Genomic DNA, 20,461 nt, shown 5'->3' with positions numbered 1-20,461 from the left:
TGGTCGAACAAAGATCGGTCGAACGTCGAACAAGGTCGTTTGTACCGGCTGGCGAGCGCGGAAATTACTAGTGTTCCGGCCGGCTGGTCCGGGCACGCTGGCGGTGGCGGGGGCGATGCGCCTACCGTGGGAGACCCGCGCCCGATAGCCGAAAGGGCGTCCGCCTCGGGTAAGTGGCCTGCCATTCGGGCACATCCGGGCATGGCTATGCCCCGGCGCGGTATCCGGTGGGCGCGTGCCGCCGGAAAGCGGTGCCGGTGAATATGCCCGAAGCATCTGCGTGTGTTACGGCGCGATGTCATTCCGCCGTCGTGCCCGTGAACGCGGAAAGCCCACCGGTCCGGGCGCGGGTCCGGGGCGGGGGAAAAACGCCGCGGAACCGCCCGGCCGGTGGGCCGTCCATGCTCACTCGATGAATTCCGGCCTCACGGAGGGCGGCCAGGCGCCGATGGTGAGAACGCCCGTGGCATAGGCCCTGGATACGAGAGCGGCACGGTTGGGAACGCGGTGCTTGCGCAGCAGCGACGATACGCGGTACTCGATTCCCTGCCGGCTCAGGTGCAGTTTCGCGGCCAGTTGGATGGTGGAGGCACCGGCGGCGATGCCTTCGAGGATACGGGCGTCCAGCGGGTTGAGCGCCCGGTTCTTTCTGACGGGTCTCGGCGGCTCCGCCGAGGCACCGTCCGGCTGGACGATCACGGTCACGCCGCTCATCCGGCCCGTGTCGGAGTGGTTGGCGATGGCGGTGAGATGCCCGGTGAACTGCCCTCCCTGCAGGCTGACCCCGACCAGGTAGTCGGTGAACGCGGAGCGTTGACCGCTGGCGAGCCTGCCGAAGTGGCGCCGGGCCTGCTCCTGCGTGCCGGGATTGAGGAAGTCGAGGAAACTTCGCCCGGATAAGCTTGCGGACGTTCCCGAGACGTGGTGGACGAATTCGTTGTTGGCCTCCACGAGACGCAACTCGGGGTCGAGGTTCGCGATGCATAATCCGGAGTACTGGAGGATGGCAAGCGCGACTTGAGCGTAGTCGATGGTCTGGGTCGCTCCCAGCCCGTGCACCGAATGTGTCAACTCGGCGGGGCGGGACTCTACCTCATGTGTCACTGGACCTTGTCCTCTTCGCGTGGACTATGAGAGTGCCATGCGGCTCGACTCGGAAGTCAATCGTGCGACGCCCGGAATGACCGAATACAGCGCGGACTTGTCAAGGAGGTCCGCAATCCGAATCTGGTTCGACGGTAACGGCTGTCCCACGGCCCGCACCACCCCACTTTTCTGCGGGAATTCGGGGCGCGGGTCAACAGCCCCACCGACGCACCCTACTGGCGGGTCCGGCCGCCACCGATCATCCCGCTGTTCGCCTTCGCCAAGCAGAACCGCGCCGCCCATCAGCCGACGGTAAAAGAACTTCGCGCCCGCAAACATTTCAAACGGAATGTTCGACGCGTCGAACCACCGGCGATACCCGCCGGTCACCTCGCCCGCCGGATGCCCGTTTCGGGCCTGAACGGGCCCGTTCGCTGTCTGCTCCGGGCACAACCTCGCCCCCGGTCAAGCCCCTCACGCCACCCGCCGAGAGGACTCACCACACCTTGCCCCCCGGACCGCACCCCCGCCCGGAGCACCCGTCCCCGGCCCGACATGAAATCTGAACGAACCTTCCGTACCCACGAAGCCGACGATGTCCGCCGCCGCGTTCACGTTCGGAAGGCCGGGGAGCGCGGCGGGCCCACCGAGAACCGCACGTTCCGGGCCGCCCGGCCGGCCGTCGACTTGGCCAAAACCCTCGTGCCACCGGGCGGTTCGGACGCCCCTACCCGGACGGACCCGTGGCGCGGAACGCCCCCGCGCGGGGCACCCTCGGCTACCCTCACGGCGGCTGGGTAGGCGGGACGGACCAGCGGGGCCACGGTAGGGACCGCGGCGTTCCCCACGGTTGTGCACGGAAGTTGTCCACGAGAGTTGTCTGTGGAAGTTGCCCATGAAAGGGGATGCACGATGAACGGTCCGGTGACCACGCGCAGGGCGGCGGTGGTGGCGGGTGCGGCGGGGCTCGCGGCGGCGCTGGCCGCCTGCGGCTCTGACGACGGCAACGGCAACGGCGGAGGCGGCGGAGACGGCGGAGACGGCGGAGACGGCGAGGAGTTGGCCACCACGGAGGAGATCCCGGTCGGCGGCGGAAAGATCCTCAGCGACCAGCAGCTGGTGGTGACCCAGCCGGCCGAAGGCGCCTTCGCGGCCTTCTCGGCCATCTGCCCCCACCAGGGCTGCCCGGTCGCCGAGGTGGCCGACGGGTCCATCAACTGCACCTGTCACGGTTCCCGGTTCGACATCGCCGACGGCACCGTGCTGGAGGGCCCGGCCACCACACCGCTGACCTCGGAGACGATCACGGTGCGGGACGGGACCATCCTGCGGGGCTGACCGCCGAAGCGCCCGCTCCCGGTGGACGGAACGTCACCCGTCCACCGGGAGCGGCAGGCACTCGGTCGTGCTCAGTCGTACGGCAGGAACGTCATGAACGCCTCGGCCGGATCGCCGTCGTGCACCAGCGACTCATGGGCGCCGACGTCGTCGAACGCGAACGCGTACGCCCTGCCGTCCACCATCGCCTCGTGGACCTCGCGGGCGTAGTGGTTGGTCACGCTGTCCTGGTAGAAGCCCGAGTTGTCCTGGTCGGGCTGCTCGGAGTTGGTCAACAGCGTGGTCCGGTTGAACGCGGCGCACAGCGTGCGGGACAGCGGGCCACGAACCAGGTCGTTGGGCGCGTCCAGCAGCTTGTAGCAGCCGAAGACGCTGTCCGAGTCCGGCTTCTCGAAGCTGGTGACCACCGCGCCCGAGCCGTCCCTGAAGTTCATCACCCCGCCCTCGACGGTCCCGTAGTACTTGGTGTCGGGCTCGTGCGAGAACGGCGTGACGGTCAACGTCGCGGACGCGTAGTGGTCCCACACCCGGTCGATGTAGTCGCCGAGCACGTCGGCCGGCACATCGCCGGTGCCCACGCCGTGCCCCGGGGACAGCACCCGCAACGGCTCCCCGTCCGGGCCCGAGTGCACCAGATCGCCCCAACCGGCCTCGCGCACACCGTCGAAGACCGCCTGGTAGCCACCGGGCTTCAACTCCCCGGTGGTCCTCACCGTGCCGTTGGACTCCCGCACGCCCACCGAGTACGGCGCGGTGAACATGTCCACCTGCGTGCTGTTCATCCACAGGCCGGCGTCGTTGAGCGTGTACTCCGACCAGTTGAACCGGATGTTCCGGTTGGGGTCGTCGGGGTTCTGGACCGCCGGCTGCACCAGCCCGTCCTCGCTGAGCGCGAAGTGCAGCTTCTCGCCCACGGCGAAGTAGACCCGGCCGGAGAACTTCGGCATCTGGATGGTGATGGTCTCGCCGTTGGCGGGCCCGGGAATCGACGCGTCCGGCGCCGGCACCGGCGGGCTCCCACCACCCGTCCAGGGGTGGAACGTGCCGTCCGCGTCGGCGTAGCCCAACCGACCGCTGCTCAGCTCGGTGCCCAGGTTGTAGAGGTAGACGGGCTCGTCACGCCCTGAGTTGTTGGTGATGGTAAGCGGAATGGTGTCGGGCACGGCCTCCGCCTCGGGCGCGGGGCCCAGGGCGGTGAATCCCGTCGCCACGACCGCGCTCGCGACCGCGGCCACCAGAATATTTCGCAAGCGGAACACCGTTGTCCTCCTTGTCTCGGGCGTCTGAGAGCGCTCTCAAGATTGAGAGCGCTCTCACCGTCCCGTAGCGCCGTGTACCTGTCAATACTTCGGTCCGGGCCGTCGCGGGGGCGTGGGGGCCGTCGCGGGTACGCGTGGTCGCACGGGGTGCGGGTGCGTGGGGGTACAGGTACATACGGCGATGCGGACGCGGCAGGCATGAACGCCCTGGCGGATGAGGGAGGTTGAACGGACCAGCGAACGGCCGCCACGGGGACGGGTGATCGTGCGAAGTACGGGCACGTGGGGCGCAGGGCACATACGGCGACGTGGAGGCGGCGAGCATGAACGCCCTGGCGGATGAGGGAGGTTGAACGGACCAGCGAACGGCCGCCACGGGGACGGGTGATCGTGCGAAGTACGGGCACATGCAGCCACATGGACGCGGCAGGCATGAACGCCCCGGCGGATGAGGGGGGGTGAGGGGACCAGCGAACGGCCGGCACAGGTACAGGTGATCGCGCGAGGTACGGGCACGTGGGGGCGGCAGGCATGAACAGCTCGGCGGACGCGGGGGGTTGAACGGACCGGGGAACGGCCGTCACGGGGACGGGTGCATGCGGTCACGTGGACGCGGCATGCGTGTGCGTGATCGAACGGGGCCGGAACCGGTCTCGGTGGGCGCAGTGCCGTCGCGGGTACGCGTCATCGTAAAGGCCGTCATGGATACGCGGGGCTACCCGGGGGCCGCTTCGCGAGGAGGCTGGGGCGCGAGCACCGTCGTCGCGGGAGCGGCACACCCGGCACACCCGGCACACCCGGCGAACATGAACACCGCTGCAAACGTGCGAACCTGAGTGGGACCGGACGGGGTCGTGGACGCACGCGGTCACGCGGGAGGCGCGGAATCGCAGTGGCCACGGCTGGTGTCGGCGCCATCGCGCGAAGCGCGAAGTCGCGTGGGCACGGGCACGCCGCGGCGTAAGGTGCGCCCGCGTCAACGCCCTCACGCATGCACATTCCGGTGCGTCCCCGGGCTTCGTCACGCATCGCCATGCGGAACGGGGCAGCGGGTACGCGCCGTCGCGGGAGCGTGTGGCTTATCGCCGGGGGGTGCGTGGGTGGGCTCGGGGTGGGGGGTCAGCTGCGGCGTCGTAGCGGGTGCGGGAGTGTTCGACGTGGGGGAGGTGGGTGGTCGCCCATTCGGTGAGGTGGGCGAAGAGGGGGGCGAGGCTGCGGCCGAGTTCGCTGATCTCGTATTCGACGCGCGGCGGCACCTCCGGGTGGTAGGTGCGGATCACCAGTCCGTCGCGCTCCAACTGCCGTAGGCGTTGGGTGAGCACCTTGGGGGTGATGCCCCCGATGCGGCGTTCCAACTCGACGAACCGCTGGCGGCCGAACGTGTGCAGCGACCACAGGATCGGCGTGGTCCAGCGGCTGAACACGATGTCCACGACCGGGGCGATCGGGCAGGCCGACTCGGGGTCGGCCAGGGCGTCGGGGACCCATCGGGTCGCCTCCGTGGCCATGTGCCACATCCTTCCGGGATAGTCGCTTTCCTCTAGGTACCTACTATACGGAGGCTGTTAGCGTCCCGGTCGTCGCAAGGAACAACGCGGACAAGGGAGTTCATGATGATTGTGGTGACCGGAGCCACCGGGAACGTCGGACGGCCGTTGGTGCGGGCCCTCGCGGAGGCCGGGGAGCGGGTGACGGCGGTGTCGAGGGGGCGGAGCCCGGTGGATCCGCCGCGCGGGGTCGGGCATGTCGCGGCCGATCTGACGGTGCCGGAGACCCTGCGGCCCGCCCTCGCCGGCGCCGAGGCTCTTTTTCTGCACGACGGTGGCGCCGGCGGGCAGGGGCTCGACCCGCGTGCCCTGTTGGAGGTGGTCGCGGACGCCGGGGTCCGACGGGTGGTGCTGCTGTCCTCGCAGGGGGTGGTGAGCAGGCCGGAGTCGGCTTCGCACGGGGTCGTTGGGCGGGCGATCCAGGAGGCGGTGCGCGCATCGGGCCTGGCCTGGACGATCCTGCGGCCGGGTGGTTTCTCCTCCAACGCCCTGGCCTGGGCGGACTCGGTGCGCGCCGAGCGGACCGTTGCCGCGCCGTTCGGCGACGTCGGGATTCCGGTGATCGACCCGGTGGACATCGCGGCGGTCGCGGCCATGGCCCTGCGGAAGGACGAACACGCCGGCCGGATCTACGAGTTGAACGGGCCGACGGCCATCACGCCTCGGCAGCAGGCCGAGGCGATCGGCGCGGCCCTCGGTGTGCCGGTGCAGTTCGTGGAGCTGACCCGGGCCGAGGCGCACGCGCGGATGGCCACGTTTCTGCCGGAACCCGTGGTGGAGACCACATTGACCGTTCTCGGGGAGCCCAACGCGATCGAGCTGCGGCTCAGTCCGGACGTGGAACGGGTCCTCGGCCGGGCGCCCCGTTCGTTCGCGGACTGGGCCCGCGAGAACGTCGAGGCGTTCCGTTAACGGTGGTCAGGCGGGGTGGCCGGTGTTCCGGATCATTCGCCGGAGCACTCTGACCGTGGTGGCGTAGTCGGCGTCGTCGATGCCCTCGTGGATGGCGGCCCGGATGGCGGGGGCGTGTCGTTTGAGTTCGGCACGGGCTTCCTCGCCCGCTGTGGTGATCCACAGCCGTCCCTCGCCGTCGCGGGTGAGCCAACCGCGCTCCAGCAGGGTCTCCGCCGTTGCCGTCAGATCGTCCTCCGGCCTGAGGTAGGTGCTCATGGCGTGCTGGAGTTCGGGGATGGTCATGCCGTGGCCGTCGGGTGAGATGTCGTTCTTCGACAGGTTGCGCAGCAGCCAGAACTGCGGCTGGGTGAAGCCGCGTTCGGCCTGCCGGGCGCGGGTGAAGGAGATGATGGCGTCATGGGCGAGTCCGGTCACGTATGCGGCCGGCTGGGTGGCGAGTTCGGCGTCGGAGGTGGGTTGGGTCGACATGGGTGGTGCCCCCTGGGATCGGTCGCTGATGCGTGGGTCGCTGGTAGAACGACCGTAGAACCTCAAGTTCGCTTGAGGTCAACATCGGCGGGTCGGCTCCTCGGGGCGGTCGACCGTTCGGGCCGCGATCGGCTGTCGGCGGACTATCGGTCGGGGGACACCTCGCGCAGTGCGGCGACGGCGGCGCGGATCGAGGGGCGACCGTCCGAGCCCTCGCGCCAGACCGCGTAGACGCGGCGGGTGATGCTGCCGCGCAGCGGCACCAGGGCCACCCCGTCCGGGACCGGCGCGCGCCCGAGGCGGGGGGCGACCGCGACGCCCAACCCGGCGGCTATCAGGGCCAGTTGGGTGTGGTGTTCGAATGCGGTGTGCTCGATCCTGGGCTCGATGCCGCGTCCCCTGAGGGTGAACATCAGCCAGTCGTGGCAGATCGCGCCCGGCGGCCAGGAGACCCAGCGTTCGTCCGCGAGCTCGGCGAGGTCCACCTCGTTCCGGTCGGCGAGCGGATGGTCGACGGGCAGCGCGATATCGGCCACATCGTCGAAGAGGGTGATCCGGGCGAGTTCGCCGGGCAGCGCCAGCGGGCGGTTGTACCAGTCGAGCACCACGGCCAGGTCGATATCGCCGCGCGCCAGCACCCGCAGCGCCGCCTCGGGCTCCATCTCGCTGAGCGTGGGCCGCAGTTGGGGGTGGGCGCCGCGGAGGATGGCGAGCGCGGCGGGGAACAGCCCCCGGGCGGCGGTGGCGAACGCGCCCACCCGCAGCTCGCCGACGGCCTGTCCGCGTTGGGCCTCCAGGTCGGCGTGGGCCATCTCGACCTGGGACAGGATGCGTTCGGCGTGTTCGGCGAGGAGCCGGCCCGCGTCGGTGAGCCGCACCCCGCGGCCGCTCTTGGCCAACAACCGCTGCCCGGTCTCCCGTTCCAGCTTGGCCATCTGCTGGGAGACCGCCGAGGTGGTCACCCGGAGAGCCAGGGCGGCGGCGCTGACCGAGCCATGGCTGCGCACGGCGTAGAGCACCCGTAGCCGGTCCAGATTCAACATGTCAGCGATGCTACACAGTTCACGGCTGTCGCCTTCCTGGTGCTACACATAGCCGGCCCCGCTCAGCCGAGGCGCCGCACGGTGGGCGGGCGGAGCGCATCGGCGACCGCCGCCGCCAGCTCCTCCGCTTCGGCGCTCGCCAGGGTGGCCGTGGTGAGGCGGACGCCGGGGGGTGTGGCCAGCCGGAACCTGGCGCCCGGCGCCACCGCCCAGCCGGCGCGGAGCAGTTGGGCGACGGCGGCCGTCTCGTCCGGCACCGGGACCCAGACGTTCAGGCCGCCGCGCCCCCGGGCGGCCACCCCCCGTTCGGCCAGGGCCGCGATCAGCGCCTCGCGGCGGGCGTCGTAGACGGCGGCGACCCGGGCCGGGTCGATGGCCTCGGTGCTCCACAGGTGCGCGGCGGCCCGTTGCAGCAGCCGGCTGACCCAGCCTGGGCCGAGGCGCTGGCGTCCGCGCACCCGGTCGACCGTGGTCCGGTCCCCGGTGAGCACGGCCACCCGGAGGTCGGGCCCGTACGCCTTGGAGAGCGAGTGCACAAACGCCCAGCGCTCCGTGCCGCCCACCACGGGGGCGAGCGGTTGGCGGACGATGTCCCGGCCGTGGTCGTCCTCGATCACCAGGACCTCGGGGTGCCGGGCCAGCAGGGCGCGCAACTCGGCGGCGCGCGCCGGCGTGACCGCGGCGCCCGACGGGTTCTGCGCGCGGGCGGTCACCACCAGGGCGCGGGCGCCCGCGCGCAGGGCGCGTTCGCACGCCTCGGGCACCGGCCCCTCGTCGTCCGTCTCGCACGGCAGGGCGCGCAGCCCCAACGCGGGCACCAGATCCAACAGCGCGCCCCATCCCGGATCCTCGACGGCGATGGCGTCGCCGGGCCGCAGCCAGGCGGAGAGCACGCGTTCGATGCTGTCGAGCGCTCCGGAGGTGACGGCGATCGGCCCCTCCGGCACACCGTCCGCGTCCAGCCGGGCGCGGGCCAGCTCGCCCAACTCCGGGTCGACGGCGGGGGCGCCGTAGAGCGTCGGCGCGTGCCGGGCGTGCTCGGCGGCGGCGGCGAGCGCGTCGGCCAGGGGAGGCAGCAGCGCCGGATCCGGGTTGCCCTCGGAGACGTTCCGGACGCCGGGCGGGAGCGCGAACGGCAGCGCCTCGCGCGGCGCGCTGGCGGGGCGCGCCCGCACCCGGCTGCCGCGCCGGCCCGCGGTCTCGATCACGCCGCGATCGCGCAGCGTCCGGTAGGCGGCGGCGACGGTATTGGCGTTGACGCCCAATTCGGCGGCCAACTCCCGTAGGGGCGGGAGTGGTTGGCCGGGCAGCAGGGAGCCGTCACCAATGGCCAGCTCGACGCTGGCCGCAATTTCGGCGGCGCCACGCCCTTCGATCCGATAACCTTCTAGCACAAACGGCATTATGCACTAGTGCAATACGCCGCGCAAGAAGGAACCACCACAGGGAGTGATCATGTCGGCCACCGAATCCCCCAGCTATCCGAGGACCGAGCGGACCACCCCCAGCCGGGCCAGGCAACGGGTCTCCTACGACCGGGAGTTGGTGCACTCCGTCCTGGACGCGGGCTATCTGTGCCATCTCGGCTTTGTCGCCGAGGGACAGCCTGTGGTGCTGCCGACGCTCTACGCGCGGCTGGGCGAGCGGCTCTACCTCCACGGGTCGACCGGAGCACGCGCCCTGCGCGCGCCGGAGCAGCCGGTCTGTGTGACGGTGACCCAGGTCGACGGGCTGGTGCTGGCCAGGTCCGCGTTTCACCACTCCATCAACTACCGCTCGGTGGTGGTGCACGGCACCGCCCGCCGGATCACCGACGAGGCGCTGGCCAGGACGGCGCTCGACGCCCTGGTGGACTCGGTGGTGGCCGGCCGCTCGGCTGACTGCCGCCCGGCCAACGCCAAGGAGTTGGCCGCCACCGCCGTGCTGGAGCTGGACCTGATGGAGGTCTCAGCCAAGGTGCGCACCGGCGGCCCGAACGACGATCCGGCGGATCTCGAACTGCCGCACTGGAGCGGGGTGTTGCCGGTCCAGCTGGCCTATGGAACCCCGCTGCCGGCCCAGGACGGCGGCTCCTCCGCGCCGCTGCCCGACTATCTGCGGCAGCCCGTCGGCGCCTGATCCCGAGCCTCGGCCCCGCGCGCCGGCGCGCGGAACACACCGGCGCGCGGGGCGGCGGAACGCGCCCTTCAACGCCTCCGCACCACCCGGCGAGGGGGCCGGGAGGGGAACCCCGGACGCCGTCCCCACGTCGGACCAGACAGCGCTCCTCCGCATCCAGCCGAATCCCCTCCGGAGGAAAGATGGTTCCCCTCCCCTCCCATCCCCCTCGTCTCCGTTTCCGTCCCATCGCCGGCGCCGCGTTGGTGGTGCTCGCCGCCCTGGTCGCGACCGGCTGCGGCACGGGCGACCGGGCCGCCGACGACGGCGCCCTGGAACACACCTCCCAGTCCGACCAGCAGGCAGAAACCGACGCGAACACCGACGCGAACGCGAACGCCGCGTCCGAAGCGGAAGCCGAAGCGGCGGCAGAGCCGGAGTCCGGCTCCCCCGACCGCCGCCCTCAGTCCGAACAGGCCGAAGCGGACGACTGGTGCGCCACCGAGGCGCTGGCCGCCGAGGTGACCCCGCTGGACGCCGGCGCCGGCAACCGTTACGCGGCGCTGGTCCTCACCAACACCACGGACGCCGCCTGCCGCACCCAGGGTTGGCCGGGCCTGGAGCTGGCCGCCGCCGACGGCGCGGCGCTCCCCACCGAAACGGTTCGTGACGACTCCAGGGCGGCCGTCCCCCTGACGCTGGCCCCGGGCGAGAGCGCCTGGGCCCAGCTGCGCTGGACGGTGGTGCCCGGGTCGGCCGATCCGGCGGACGGCGGCTGCGGCCCTGAGCCCACGGCGCTACGGGTCATACCGCCGGACACCTATGACGCGACCCCGGCCGACTGGGAGTTGGGCGCGGTCTGCGGCCCTGGCCGGATCGAGGCCCTGCCGCTGGCCGAGGGCGAGGGTCCGTAGCCCGGCCGGACGGACGGTGACGCCCCGCGCCTCCTCGGGATCAGGGCCGAGGCGGCGCGGGCGTCCCTCCGCGGTCCCGATCCACCCGGCCCCCCGCCTCCCGCCCGTCGCCGCGCGGGCCGGAGGCCGTCACGCGGTGGGGAGCCAGCCGACGCGGCCGGCCAGCAGCCCGTAGCCGACAAAGGCGACGATATCGATCAGGGCATGCGCGACCACCAGCGGCATCACACGCCCCCAGCGCCGGTAGAGCCAGACGAAGATCACGCCCATCGCCACATTGCCGAAGAAGCCGCCGATGCCCTGGTAGAGGTGGTAGGTGCCGCGCAGCAGCGCGCTGGCGGTCAGGGCGCCCAGCGGGGACCAGCCGAGCTGGTCGAGCCGGCGCAGCAGAAAGCCGACCACGATCACCTCCTCCAGCACGGAGTTCTGCACGGCGGAGGCGATCAGCACCGGGTACTTCCACCAGACGTCGGGGAGCGATTCCGGCACCACCGTGAGGTTGGCCCCGGCGGCGTGTGCGCCGAGGTAGAGCGCCAGCCCGCTGCCGCCGATCCCGGCCGCCACCACCGCGCCCCACGCCAGGTCGAACCGGGTCCTGGTGGTGTCGAAGCCGATCAGCCGCATCCCGCCGCCCCGGTAGCCGTACTCCCGCAGCAGCAGATGGGCCACCAGGGCCACCGGCACCAGGGCGGTGCCGATGCCGACCAGTTGCCAGGCCAGATCCAGCCAGGGTCGGTCGGGGGCCCGCGAGGAGTTGAGATTGGCCGCGTGGTCGCTCAGCCCGCCGGGGCGGGTGAGCACCCCGGTGAAGCTGACCAGGGCCCGGATCGCGCTGGCCCCCAGCGAAACGCCGAGCACCAGCAGCAGTTCATGGCGCAGGGCCCGCGCCGGCAGGGGGTCGGGGCCGCCGTCGAGCCGCGCCGCCTGGCCACCGTGTCGCGTAAGCCGCACTCCGCCTCCCGTCCGGCAGCCGTCCGCGCACCATCGCGCACGGCCGATCGCCGTCAGGGCCGGCTCGGCCAGTCGTGCACGGGGGTGTCGGTCCGCGCCAGTTCGCAGTACCGCCGCACGAGGTCCCGCAGGGCCGTCGCCCGGTCCTTTCCGTCGTCCACCAGCTGGTGGTAGGTCCGAGTCTGCCAGCCCGCCCCGGTGAGCCCGCGCCGGCACCGCCCCTCGATCACCGAGAGATAGCGGTCCCGGTCGGACGGGGCCACCCCCCAGGCGTCCAGGCCGGAGGCGGCCAGCGGCAGCAGCGTGTCGGCGATCAACTCGGCCGCCGGGCGCGCGGCGGTGCCGCCGGGCGCCGGCCAGGCGAGCCGGGCGCCGATGCCATGGCGGCAGGCGGCCTGGAAGTTGGCCTCCGCGTCGGCGAACGCCAGCCGCCGCCACACCGGTTCGGGATCGTCGGCCAGCGCCCGCACCAGTCCGTAGTAGAAGGCGGCGTTGGCCACGGTGTCCGTCACGGTGGGTCCGGTGGACAGCACGCGGTTCTCGACCCGCAGATGGGGCACGCCGTCGACCACGGCGTAGACCGGTCGGTTCCAGCGGTAGACCGTGCCGTTGTGCAGCGCCAGCTCGCCGAGCGCCGGCACCCCGCCGGCGCGCAGCACGGCCTGCGGGTCCTCCTCGCCGCTGAGCGGCAACAGGGCGGGGAAGTAGCGGATGTTCTCCTCGAAGAGGTCGGCCACCCCGTCTATCCACCGCTCCCCGAACCAGGCGCGCGGGCGTACGCCCTGGGCCGCCAACTCGGGCGGCCTGGCGTCGGTGGCCTGGAGGAAGAACGGGGGGCGCGAATCGTGCCACAGCTCGCGCCCGAGGACGAACGGCGCGTTGGCCCCCACCGCGATCTGCGCTGCGGCGGCGACCTGGGCCGCGTTCCAGAGGGGCGCGAAGCGCTCCGGGGTGACCTGGAGATGGAACTGCACGGAGGTGCAGGCCGATTCGGGGGCTATCGACTCGAAGGTGCAGGTGAGCCGTTCGGCGCCCTGGATGTCGAGGCTGATGGACTCGCCCCTGGCCGCCATGATCTGGTCGTTCAACAGCGTGTAGCGGTCCCCGGGGGACAGGCTGCCCGGCACCATCTGCTCGGCGGTGACGGTGGGCAGCACACCGATCATCACCACCTGGGCACCGAATTCGTCCGCCATTCGATCGGCGTACCCGAGCGCGATCCGCAGCTCTTCGGCCATATCCTCGAACACACCGCCGGACAGCTCGCGCGGTGACATATTCAGCTCAATGGTGAATTTGCCCAGCTCGCTCTGGAAATCCCTGGTCGCCATTCGGCCAAGAACGTCCTCGTTGACCATTCGTGGCGACCCGTCGGAATCGGCCAGGGACAGTTCGACCTCGACCCCGACCCGGTCTCTCGGACCGTGGAAGCGCTCCTCGCGCAACAGCGTCCCCAGTGCGTCGAGACAGCCGAGCAGTCTCTCCCTGAAGCGCCCTCGGGCCATCAGATCGAACCGGTCGGCCGCGACCTTCTCCCCCATGGGAGCACCTCCTCCGTCGAGCGATGCGCCCGGGATCCTGCCCACGTCACGCCCGAGGTAACACCAGGGCGCCAACGGGTCCCACACGGTTACGGCATATTCCACCGGCATGAAACAGGGCGCTACGCCCCTTTTGGCGGCTTAATTTACCCTTGCTGAAACACCGCGGTATGGCTAGTGGAAACACAGCACAAACAAGCCTCGTATAAAATCGAGGGTACGGCGTGTCTCCTATCAGAGGCGACCTACTCCAAAGCGAGAGGCGACCCATCATGCCCCTGCACAACCCCCAGGCTCCCGAGGCCGTGGCGACCACCATCCACACCGCTCTGCGTTCGGCCACCGTACCGGCCCCGAGAAACCTCCGCTTCGACCGAGGCGAACTGCTCCCCACGTTCCCGCTCCCCGTCCACCGGCTGGAGCGGCTGACCGTCCCGACCGAGCCGCCCTCCGCGCGGCTGACCGGCTGGCGCTATCTGCTGGCGCGGGAGGGAGTGTCCGTGGGCACGGCCGAATGCGAGGTCACGCCGGAGGGTTGGGCCTTCTCACACTTCGGTGAGGGGCCCTATATCGCCTCCACGGAGCGCGCCCTGCGGCTGGCCGACGAGCAACCGCTCGCCTATCAGCCCCGGCTGCTCTCGGTGCCCGAGCTGTACATGCTCACCCTCTGGCTCCATCCCGACCCGGACGCGGACCCGGCCACGGGCAGCCCCGCGCCGAGCGATTTGCTGATCCCGCTCGCGCCGGCGCCGCCGGGTATCGCGGCCGAGCGTCTGATCACGGTGGACGCGCTGGTCTCGTTGGTGGCCAACCGGCTCGCGCCCCTGGGCCTGGCCAGCTGACCACGCCGTAACGTTCCGCCGGGGCCGGCGCGCGCCCAGCGCGACCGGCCCCTCGCGGTGCGCCCGTCAGTCGGCGTACTCCTCGATGGGCGGGCAGGAGCAGACCAGGTTGCGGTCGCCGAAGGCGCCGTCGATCCTGCGCACCGGGGGCCAGTACTTGGCGTCCCTGGTGGCGTCGACCGGATAGGCCGCCGTCCGCCTCGGGTACGGGTGCGGCCAGTCGCCGCTCAACTGCTCGGCGGTGTGCGGGGCGTTGACCAACGGGTTGTCGTCCGCCGGCCACTCCCCCGACGCGACGCGGTCGATCTCCCCACGAATGGCGATCATCGCCTCGCAGAACCGGTCGAGTTCGGCCAGGTCCTCGCTCTCCGTGGGCTCGATCATCAGCGTGCCGGCGACCGGGAAGGACATCGTCGGCGCGTGGAAACCGTAGTCGACCAGTCGCTTGGCCACATCGTCGATGGTGACGCCGGTGGCCTTGGTCAACGGCCGCACATCGATCACGCACTCGTGCGCCACCAGTCCGGCGGGCCCCGTGTAGAGCACCGGGTAGTGCGGCTCAAGGCGCTTGGCCAGGTAGTTGGCGCCGAGCACCGCCATCTGGGTCGCGCGGCGCAGCCCGGCGGCGCCCATCAGCCGCACATACGCCCAGGAGATCGGCAGGATCCCGGCCGAGCCCCAGGGCGCGGCCGAGACGGGCCCGCTCCCCTCGGGCCCCGCGTCCGGCTGCGCGGGGTGGCCCGGCAGATAGGGGGCCAGATGCGCCCGGACGGCGACCGGGCCGACGCCCGGGCCACCGCCGCCGTGCGGGATGCAGAAGGTCTTGTGCAGGTTGAGGTGCGAGACATCGGCGCCGAAACGGCCCGGCTTGGCCAGCCCCACCAGCGCGTTGAGGTTGGCGCCGTCCACATAGACCTGCCCGCCGGCATCGTGCACCGCGGCGCAGATGTCGGTGATCCGCTCCTCGAACACGCCGTGGGTGGACGGGTAGGTGACCATCAGCACCGCCAACTCGTCGCGGTGCCGGTCGATCTTGGCGTGCAGGTCGGCGACGTCCACATCGCCGCTCTCGCTGGTGGCGACCACCACCACCCGCATCCCGGCCAGCACCGCGCTGGCGGCGTTGGTGCCGTGCGCCGAGGACGGGATCAGGCAGACCGTCCGCTGCGGCTGGCCGTTCGCCCGGTGGTGCGCGCGGACGGCCAGCAGGCCGGCCAACTCGCCCTGGGAGCCGGCGTTGGGCTGGAGCGAGACGGCGTCATAGCCGGTGATCTCCGCGAGCCGCGCCTCCAGTTCGCGGATCAGCGCGAGATAGCCGCCGGCCTGGTCGATCGGGGCGAAGGGGTGCAGCCCGGCGAACTCGGGCCAGGTGATCGGCGCCATCTCCACCGTGGCGTTGAGCTTCATCGTGCAGGAGCCCAGCGGGATCATGCCCCGGTCCAGCGCGTAGTCGCGGTCGGCCAGCCGGCGGAGATAACGCAGCATCGCCGTCTCGGAGCGGTGCTGGTGGAAGACCGGGTGCTCCAGATAGGCGTCCTGGCGGGCCAGTTCGGCCGGCAGCGCCTCGGGGGTCCTGGCGTCCAGCCCCGGGATGTCCGACTCGCCGGCGGACACGCCGAACGCCGCCCAGACGACGCCCAGTTGGGCACGGGTGGTGGTCTCGTCACAGGCTATGCCGACCCGGTCGGCGTCGATCTCGCGCAGGTTGACGCCCGCCTCCCGGGCGGCGGCGACCACCGCGCCGGCACGCCCCGGCACCGTCGCGGTGACGGTGTCGAAGAACGACGCGTGCGCCACCTCGACGCCGCCCTCGCGCAGCCCGGCGGCCAGCAGCGCCGCGTAGCGGTGGGTGCGGCGGGCGATCAGGGCCAGCCCCTCGGGGCCGTGGTAGACGGCGTAGAGGCCGGCCATCACGGCGAGCAGGACCTGGGCGGTACAGATGTTGCTGGTGGCCTTCTCCCGCCGGATGTGCTGCTCCCTGGTCTGCAGCGCCAACCGGTAGGCGGGCTTGCCGACCGCGTCCCTGGAGACCCCGACCAGACGCCCGGGCAGATTGCGGGCGTAGCTGTCGCGCACGGCCATGAACCCGGCGTGCGGGCCGCCGAAGGCCATCGGCACCCCGAAGCGCTGGCTGGAGCCGACCGCGATGTCGGCGCCCAGCGACCCGGGCGAGGCCAGCAGGGTGAGGGCCAGCAGATCGGCGGCGACGGTGACCACCGCGCCCAGCGCGTGCGCCTCCTCGATCACCGGGCGCGGGTCGCGCACGGCGCCCGAGGCCCCCGGGTACTGCAGCAGCACCCCGAACACGCCGCGCTCGGCGGCCGCCGCGGGGATCCCCTCGCCCAGGTCGGTCACCAGCACCTCGACACCGGTCGGCTCGGCCCTGGTCCGCACCACCTCGATGGTCTGCGGCAGGCAGTCGGCGTCCACCAGGAACAGGCCGTCCTTCACCTTGCCGACCCGGCGGGAGAGCGCCATCGCCTCGGCCGCCGCCGTGCCCTCGTCGAGCAGCGAGGCACCGGCCGTCGGCAGCCCGGTGAGGTCGGCCACCACGGTCTGGAAGTTCAGCAGCGCCTCAAGGCGCCCCTGGGAGATCTCCGGCTGGTACGGCGTGTAGGCGGTGTACCAGGCCGGGTTCTCCAGCACGTTGCGCTGGATGACCGGCGGCGTGAAGGTGCCGTAGTAGCCGAGGCCGATCATGGAGTGCAGCACGGTGTTACGGGAGGCCAACTCCCGCAGCTCGGCCAGCACGGCGGCCTCGTCGCGGGCGTCGGGCAGCCGCAGCGCCTCGGTGCTCGCGATGGTCTCCGGCACGGCGGCGGCGGTGAGCTCGTCCAGCGAGCCGAACCCCACCTGGGCCAGCATCTTCGCCTCGGCGGCCCCGTCCGGGCCGATATGCCGGTCGGCGAACGGGATGCCCTGCTCCAGGGCAGTCAACGACGTCGGGTGCGCGGTCATCAGTGGAGGCTCCTTGTGGCCGTGGGCGACCTACGGGGCGCCAGGCGGCGATGCCTGACTGCCTCCCCCTCTGTCATACGACCTGAGAGCTTCACCCCGCGCCACCGCGCCGGGCTTGCACCGTCGGTGAGGACACCCGCGAGGCGACGCCGCGCACGCGTCCTGCTTTCCAGAGTGGTTTCGCCCGCGCGGTACGGGGGCCTGAGAGATTCCGGGGAGGATTTGCTCCTTCGGCGCCGGCCGTCCGAGGACGACAGGACTCTCCCGCGCGAGGTTGTCAACCGCCTTCGAGACTACCAGCGGCAGCCCCGCCCGCTAAGGGTGGCCGTCGACTGGCCGAGCACCGGTTTGTGCCCTTGGGTAGGAGACAGGGAGGGGTTCGTAGCGTCCCGGGCGATCAGCTGGAGGAACCGTGCAAACCGATATCGATCCACGCAGTCTGATCGGCCGCAAGGCGCTGGACCGCCATGGCGACAAGATCGGCACCGTGGACGAGGTGTATCTGGACGACGCGACCGGCGTCCCCGAGTGGGCGGCGGTGCGCACCGGCCTCTTCACCCGGGATGCCTTTGTGCCGCTGGAACCCAGCGAGCTGGTCGGCAACGCCCTCCGGGTGCCGTTCGACCGGGCGCTGATCCGGCGGGCCCCTGATCTGGGCGTGGGCCGCCATCTCTCGCCCGAGCAGGAACTCCAGCTCTACCGCCACTACGGCCTCGACCTGCCGGCGGAGGGGGACGGAACGCCCTCGGGGGATGTCGACTTCGGCCGGCTGGCCGGCTCGGAGGAGGCGGAGAGCTGACCGGCCGCCGCCACCTCGGGCACCAGCGGCAGCGGCGTCCCCCGGCGCAGCTCCGCGTCGTCCACGCCGAAGGTGCGCACCCGACCGGGCCGGACGTCGCCCGGGCGCTCGAAGCGGACCGTGACCCGGCCGACTCCGCTGCCCTGCACCCAGCCGGGGCCGAACCTCTCGTGCGCCACATCGAGGCCCGGCAGCCAACGCCGGTCGGGGGCGTCCTCCGGCGGCGCGGACGGGCCCTCCTCGCCGCCGGCCTCGTCCGCCGGGGGCACGTCGACCGACGGGCCGTCCCCCGCGCGCCGGGCGCTCTGGGCGCTCTGCGCGAAAAGATCCTCCTGGGTGAAGTCGGCCAGCCCGCTGACGCCGACGCCCAGCAGCCTGACCCCCTCCGTGGTGTCGACGCTCTCCAGCAGCCGCTCGGCGGCCTCCCGCACCACCACGGGATCGTCCGTGGGGCCGCGCAGCGTCTCGGAGCGGGTCAGCGTGCTGAAGTCGTAACGCCGGACCTTGAGGACCACCGTGCGACCCGAGCGGCCGGCGGACCGCAGCCGCCCCACGCAGCGCTCGGCGAGCCGGCTCACCTCGAACCTGATCCGCGCCCGGTCCGTCACATCCACCTCGAAGGTGTCCTCCACGGAGACGGACTTGGTGTCCCGCTCGGCCACCACCGGCCGGTCGTCGATGCCGAGCGCCATCCGGAAGAGACCGCCGCCATGGGCCTTGCCCAGCAACCGCAGCAGCTCCGCCTCGCCGGCCTCCACCGTCTCCTCGATGGTGTGGATCCCGACCCGGCGCAGCACCTCGGCCGTGGCCGGGCCGACGCCTGGCAGGGTGCGGACCGGCAGCGGGGCCAGCAACTCGCGCTCCCGGCCCGGCTCGATCAGCACCAGGCCGTCGGGCTTGGCCCGCTCCGAGGCGATCTTGGCCAGCATCTTGGCGCCGGCCAGACCGACCGAGCCGGTGACCCCCGTGGCGGCGACGATCTCGGCCCGCAGCCGCTCCCCCACGGCCAGCGCCTCGGCGGCCGTGGCCGCGCTGGCCCCGGCGGCCAGATCGACGAACGCCTCGTCCAGGCTGAGCGGTTCGACCAGCGGGGAGAGCCGGGCCAGCAGCCCCATCACCCGCTCGCTGACCGCCCGGTAGACCTCGAACCTGGGCACCAGATACGCGCCGTGCGGACAGAGCCGGCGCGCCTGCGCGGTGGGCATCGCCGAGCGGACCCCGAACCGACGCGCCTCGTAGGAAGCCGTGGCCACCACGCCGCGCGGCCCGATGCCGCCGACGATCACCGGCTTCCCCCGCAGGCTCGGCTTGGCCGCCTGCTCCACCGAGGCGTAGAAGGCGTCCATGTCGAGGTGCAGGATGGTTGGCTGTCCCCTCACCCGTCCGATGGTGCCCTACGGCACTGACAGTGCCCCCGAGCGCCGCTCAGCCGATGACGCGGTGCCGCCGCCGGGCCAACTCGTCCTCGGGGTGCTCGGCGGGCACCTGCTCGCCCGTGTCGACGCGCTCGGCGTGCAGCAGGGCGAGCGCCGCCTCCACATCGCTCCACACCGCGCCGACCGCGATGCCGAAGACGCCACGCCCGCCACGGAGCAGTTCGGCCAGCTCGTCGGGCGAGGAACAGCGGTAGACGGCGGCGCCGTCGCTCATCAGGGTCATCTGGGCCAGCTCGCCCAGCTCGGCGGTGCGCAGCGCCTCGGCGGTGGCGCGGATCGCCTGGAGCGAGACGCCGGCGTCGAGCAGCCGCTTGACGATCTTGAGAACGAGCACGTCACGGAAGCCGTAGAGCCGCTGACCGCCCGCTCCCGGCGCCGGGCGGACGCTGGGCTGGACCAGCCCGGTGCGCGCCCAGTAGTCGAGCTGGCGGTAGGTGATCCCGGCGGCGGCGCAGGCGCTCGGCCCTCGGTATGCCAACCGATCGGCGGCCGCCCGGCCCTGGGAGGCGAGGGGCTGACGCAGTCCTGGGCGTGGCGCCGCACCGGTCCTGGCCGCTCCGCCCCCGACCGCTCTGCTGTCGCCGTTACCTGTCACGCCGGCCTCCGTTCCACATGCCCCGACCGTGCCCTCGGCACTCACCGACTGTCACGATGAGCACGCACACAGCGCTCCTCCCAAGACATGCCCCATTGACGCTAGGGATCCACACTCAGCGCGTCAACGATCGCCACGCGCCGCTACTGGCTGCTGGTACCGAAGTCCTCTGGGGAGATCTGGTCGAGGAACTCGCGGAACCGCTCCACCTCGTCCTCCTGCTCGTCGGGGATGATGATCCCGGCGTCGTCGAGCACGGCGTCGCTGCCGTAGATCGGCGTGCCGACGCGCAACGCGAGCGCTATCGCGTCGGACGGGCGGGCACTGACCTCGACCCCGCTGGCGAAGACCAGCTCGGCGTAGAAGACCCCATCGCGCAGATCGGTGATCCGCACCGCGCTGAGTTCCTGTTCCACCGCTTCGAGAACGTTCTTGAAGAGGTCGTGCGTCAGCGGCCGGGCAGGCGTCATCCCCTGCTGGGCGAACGCGATGGCGGTCGCCTCACCAGGCCCGATCCAGATCGGGAGATAGCGATCGCCACCGACTTCTCGGAGGAGCACGATGGGCTGGTTATTGGGCATTTCCACCCGTACGCCCACGACATCGAGCTGATTCACACAGCAACCCTAGGCCGTGCCCGGGGCATTTGGATAGTCGAGCCCCGTCCCAGCG

Annotated in this window: 19 protein-coding genes and 1 riboswitch; of the genes, 6 read left to right on the top strand and 13 right to left on the bottom strand. The window is 71.8% G+C overall.

The window, feature by feature from the left end; translation table 11 throughout:
* Window positions 1-405: 405 nt before the first annotated feature.
* Both AOM46_RS26735 and AOM46_RS35630 read right to left on the bottom strand, forming a co-directional pair.
* A complete protein-coding gene (locus tag AOM46_RS26735) occupies window positions 406-1,059 on the bottom strand; it encodes a PAS domain-containing protein (RefSeq protein ID WP_158920695.1) in 654 nt (217 codons plus the stop codon).
* Between the two features lie 69 nt (window positions 1,060-1,128).
* Entirely contained in the window at window positions 1,129-1,476 is a 348-nt protein-coding gene (locus AOM46_RS35630) for a hypothetical protein (RefSeq protein ID WP_234314017.1), read from the bottom strand.
* 522 nt (window positions 1,477-1,998) lie between these two features.
* Here AOM46_RS35630 and AOM46_RS26730 point away from each other — a divergent pair.
* Window positions 1,999-2,424, top strand: coding sequence for a Rieske (2Fe-2S) protein (locus AOM46_RS26730; protein WP_062215990.1), 426 nt, complete (start codon window positions 1,999-2,001; stop codon window positions 2,422-2,424).
* A 71-nt stretch (window positions 2,425-2,495) separates the two neighbouring features.
* On the opposite strand, the gene AOM46_RS26725 is transcribed toward AOM46_RS26730, so the two are convergent.
* Window positions 2,496-3,683 carry a glycoside hydrolase family 64 protein gene (locus AOM46_RS26725; protein WP_062215988.1) on the bottom strand — a complete coding sequence of 396 codons (1,188 nt, stop codon included), beginning with the start codon at window positions 3,681-3,683 and terminating at the stop codon, window positions 2,496-2,498.
* A gap of 1,079 nt (window positions 3,684-4,762) precedes the next feature.
* A complete protein-coding gene (locus tag AOM46_RS26720) occupies window positions 4,763-5,191 on the bottom strand; it encodes a helix-turn-helix domain-containing protein (RefSeq protein ID WP_062215986.1) in 429 nt (142 codons plus the stop codon).
* 105 nt (window positions 5,192-5,296) lie between these two features.
* Here AOM46_RS26720 and AOM46_RS26715 point away from each other — a divergent pair, with 105 nt between their 5' ends.
* Window positions 5,297-6,142 carry an NAD(P)H-binding protein gene (locus AOM46_RS26715; RefSeq protein ID WP_062216292.1) on the top strand — a complete coding sequence of 282 codons (846 nt, stop codon included), beginning with the start codon at window positions 5,297-5,299 and terminating at the stop codon, window positions 6,140-6,142.
* Between the two features lie 6 nt (window positions 6,143-6,148).
* Here the strand turns inward: AOM46_RS26715 and AOM46_RS26710 are convergent, their stop codons facing one another.
* The 3 genes from AOM46_RS26710 to AOM46_RS26700 all read right to left on the bottom strand — a co-directional run bounded on the left by AOM46_RS26710 (window position 6,149) and on the right by AOM46_RS26700 (window position 9,050).
* Complete coding sequence (locus AOM46_RS26710; RefSeq protein WP_062215983.1) at window positions 6,149-6,613, bottom strand: MarR family winged helix-turn-helix transcriptional regulator; 465 nt, start codon at window positions 6,611-6,613, stop codon at window positions 6,149-6,151.
* A gap of 143 nt (window positions 6,614-6,756) precedes the next feature.
* The gene (locus AOM46_RS26705; protein ID WP_062215981.1) at window positions 6,757-7,656 is read right to left on the bottom strand and encodes a LysR family transcriptional regulator; all 900 of its coding nucleotides are present in this window, start codon (window positions 7,654-7,656) and stop codon (window positions 6,757-6,759) included.
* A gap of 62 nt (window positions 7,657-7,718) precedes the next feature.
* Window positions 7,719-9,050, bottom strand: a complete 1,332-nt coding sequence (locus AOM46_RS26700) for an aminotransferase class I/II-fold pyridoxal phosphate-dependent enzyme (RefSeq protein WP_062216290.1) — start codon at window positions 9,048-9,050, stop codon at window positions 7,719-7,721.
* A gap of 61 nt (window positions 9,051-9,111) precedes the next feature.
* Here AOM46_RS26700 and AOM46_RS26695 point away from each other — a divergent pair, with 61 nt between their 5' ends.
* Together AOM46_RS26695 and AOM46_RS26690 are read left to right on the top strand one after the other, a co-directional pair.
* Window positions 9,112-9,774 (top strand): pyridoxamine 5'-phosphate oxidase family protein, encoded by a 663-nt coding sequence (locus AOM46_RS26695; RefSeq protein ID WP_062216288.1) that lies wholly within the window; start codon window positions 9,112-9,114, stop codon window positions 9,772-9,774.
* Window positions 9,775-9,956: 182 nt separating this feature from the next.
* Window positions 9,957-10,667: a DUF4232 domain-containing protein gene (locus AOM46_RS26690; protein ID WP_062215979.1), complete on the top strand. Its 711-nt coding sequence runs from the start codon at window positions 9,957-9,959 to the stop codon at window positions 10,665-10,667.
* A gap of 129 nt (window positions 10,668-10,796) precedes the next feature.
* On the opposite strand, the gene AOM46_RS26685 is transcribed toward AOM46_RS26690, so the two are convergent.
* Both AOM46_RS26685 and AOM46_RS26680 read right to left on the bottom strand, forming a co-directional pair.
* The gene (locus tag AOM46_RS26685; RefSeq protein ID WP_062216286.1) at window positions 10,797-11,561 is read right to left on the bottom strand and encodes a CPBP family intramembrane glutamic endopeptidase; all 765 of its coding nucleotides are present in this window, start codon (window positions 11,559-11,561) and stop codon (window positions 10,797-10,799) included.
* A 110-nt stretch (window positions 11,562-11,671) separates the two neighbouring features.
* Complete coding sequence (locus AOM46_RS26680; RefSeq protein ID WP_062215977.1) at window positions 11,672-13,159, bottom strand: hypothetical protein; 1,488 nt, start codon at window positions 13,157-13,159, stop codon at window positions 11,672-11,674.
* 272 nt (window positions 13,160-13,431) lie between these two features.
* Here AOM46_RS26680 and AOM46_RS26675 point away from each other — a divergent pair, with 272 nt between their 5' ends.
* Window positions 13,432-14,001 carry a hypothetical protein gene (locus AOM46_RS26675; RefSeq protein ID WP_062215976.1) on the top strand — a complete coding sequence of 190 codons (570 nt, stop codon included), beginning with the start codon at window positions 13,432-13,434 and terminating at the stop codon, window positions 13,999-14,001.
* Between the two features lie 66 nt (window positions 14,002-14,067).
* Here AOM46_RS26675 and gcvP read toward each other — a convergent pair whose 3' ends face one another.
* The gene (gene gcvP, locus AOM46_RS26670; RefSeq protein ID WP_062215974.1) at window positions 14,068-16,959 is read right to left on the bottom strand and encodes an aminomethyl-transferring glycine dehydrogenase; all 2,892 of its coding nucleotides are present in this window, start codon (window positions 16,957-16,959) and stop codon (window positions 14,068-14,070) included.
* 179 nt (window positions 16,960-17,138) lie between these two features.
* Window positions 17,139-17,236: riboswitch (glycine riboswitch) on the bottom strand.
* A 135-nt stretch (window positions 17,237-17,371) separates the two neighbouring features.
* Between gcvP and AOM46_RS26665 the strand changes: the two genes are divergently transcribed.
* A complete protein-coding gene (locus tag AOM46_RS26665; protein WP_062215971.1) occupies window positions 17,372-17,758 on the top strand; it encodes a PRC-barrel domain-containing protein in 387 nt (128 codons plus the stop codon).
* Here AOM46_RS26665 and AOM46_RS26660 read toward each other — a convergent pair.
* The 3 genes from AOM46_RS26660 to AOM46_RS26650 form a co-directional block, all read right to left on the bottom strand.
* A complete protein-coding gene (locus AOM46_RS26660; protein WP_078857208.1) occupies window positions 17,665-19,137 on the bottom strand; it encodes a DNA polymerase IV in 1,473 nt (490 codons plus the stop codon). The genes AOM46_RS26665 and AOM46_RS26660 overlap by 94 nt on opposite strands.
* A gap of 46 nt (window positions 19,138-19,183) precedes the next feature.
* Window positions 19,184-19,789: a MerR family transcriptional regulator gene (locus AOM46_RS26655; RefSeq protein WP_062215967.1), complete on the bottom strand. Its 606-nt coding sequence runs from the start codon at window positions 19,787-19,789 to the stop codon at window positions 19,184-19,186.
* Between the two features lie 143 nt (window positions 19,790-19,932).
* A complete protein-coding gene (locus AOM46_RS26650; protein ID WP_062215965.1) occupies window positions 19,933-20,406 on the bottom strand; it encodes a bifunctional nuclease family protein in 474 nt (157 codons plus the stop codon).
* Window positions 20,407-20,461: the final 55 nt, after the last annotated feature.

Source organism: Streptomyces sp. NBRC 109706, assembly GCF_000974485.1.
In the GTDB taxonomy this organism is placed as follows: domain Bacteria; phylum Actinomycetota; class Actinomycetes; order Streptomycetales; family Streptomycetaceae; genus Streptomyces.
This window is presented reverse-complemented; position numbering and strand designations above follow the sequence as displayed.